The organism is Armatimonas rosea, from assembly GCF_014202505.1.
Taxonomy (GTDB): domain Bacteria; phylum Armatimonadota; class Armatimonadia; order Armatimonadales; family Armatimonadaceae; genus Armatimonas; species Armatimonas rosea.
On record NZ_JACHGW010000016.1, the window covers coordinates 1 to 1,546 of the forward strand.

The 1,546-nt window shown below is 53.8% G+C and carries 1 rRNA gene (cut by a window edge); it reads left to right on the forward strand.

The annotated features are described in order from the left end of the window. Positions 1–121: 121 nt before the first annotated feature. A 16S ribosomal RNA gene (locus HNQ39_RS29530) occupies positions 122–1,546 on the forward strand; it runs 166 nt beyond the window's last position.

The window sequence follows — 1,546 nt, forward strand, 5'->3', positions numbered from 1 at the left end:
TTTTATCGAGCTTCAGGATTTACAATTTGCCAGCACCTAGCGTGACTGGCGCAAATCGTGGAATGGCAACATTCTACAAAAAACTGATTTCCCCTTTTCGGAGGGTGAGATCGCCAAACTTTCTTTGGAGAGTTTGATCCTGGCTCAGGACGAACGCTTGCGGCGTGCCTAAGAAATGCAAGTCGAACGGACAGTGGCTTCGGTTACTGTTAGTGGCGAACGGTCGCGTAACACGTAAGAAACCTGCCTCGAAGCGGGGGACAACAGTCCGAAAGGACTGCTAATACCGCATGTGGCCAGTCGGGGGCATCCCCGATTGTCTAAAGATTTATCACTTCGAGATGGTCTTGCGGCCTATCAGCTAGTTGGTGGGGTAACGGCCTACCAAGGCGACGACGGGTAGCTGGTCTGAGAGGACGATCAGCCGGATTGGGACTGAGATACGGCCCAGACTCCTACGGGGGGCAGCAATTAGGAATCTTGCACAATGGGCGAAAGCCTGATGCAGCGACGCCGCGTGAAGGATGAAGGTTCTCGGATCGTAAACTTCTTTTAAGTGGGAAGAAATTTGACGGTACCACTTGAATAAGCCCCGGCTAACTACGTGCCAGCAGCCGCGGTAATACGTAGGGGGCGAGCGTTGTCCGAAGTTACTGGGCGTAAAGCGCGCGTAGGCGGTTTCTTAAGTCTGGGGTGAAAGGTTCAACGCTCAACGTGAACAGTGCCTTGGATACTGGGAGACTTGAGTTAGGGAGAGGGTAGTAGAATTCCTGGTGTAGCGGTGAAATGCGTAGATATCAGGAGGAATACCAATGGCGAAGGCAGCTACCTGGCCTATAACTGACGCTGAGGTGCGAAAGCGTGGGGAGCAAACGGGATTAGATACCCCGGTAGTCCACGCCCTAAACGATGAGTGCTAGATGTAAGAGGTATCGACCCCTCTTGTGTCGTCGCTAACGCATTAAGCACTCCGCCTGGGGAGTACGGCCGCAAGGTTGAAACTCAAAGGAATTGACGGGGGCCCGCACAAGCGGTGGAGCATGTGGATTAATTCGTCACTAACCGAAGAACCTTACCCAGGTTTGACATCCTAGGAACCCTGATGAAAGTTGGGGGTGCTCGCAAGAGAGCCTAGAGACAGGTGTTGCATGGCTGTCGTCAGCTCGTGTCGTGAGATGTTGGGTTAAGTCCCGCAACGAGCGCAACCCTCACCGTATGTTGGCAGCGTAAAGTCGGCAACTCTTACGGAACTGCCCGTGCAAGCGGGAGGAAGGTGGGGATGACGTCAAGTCGGCATGGCCCTTACGCCTGGGGCTTCACACATGCTACAATGGGTGGCAACAAAGGGCTGCTAAACCGTGAGGTCAAGCAAATCCCAAAAATCCATCCTCAGTTCGGATTGTAGGCTGCAACTCGCCTACATGAAGCCGGAATCGCTAGTAACCGCAGGTCAGCTAAACTGCGGTGAATACGTTCCCGGGCCTTGTACACACCGCCCGTCAAGTCACCTGAATTGTCTGCACCCGAAGCCGGTGGCCAAACTCGT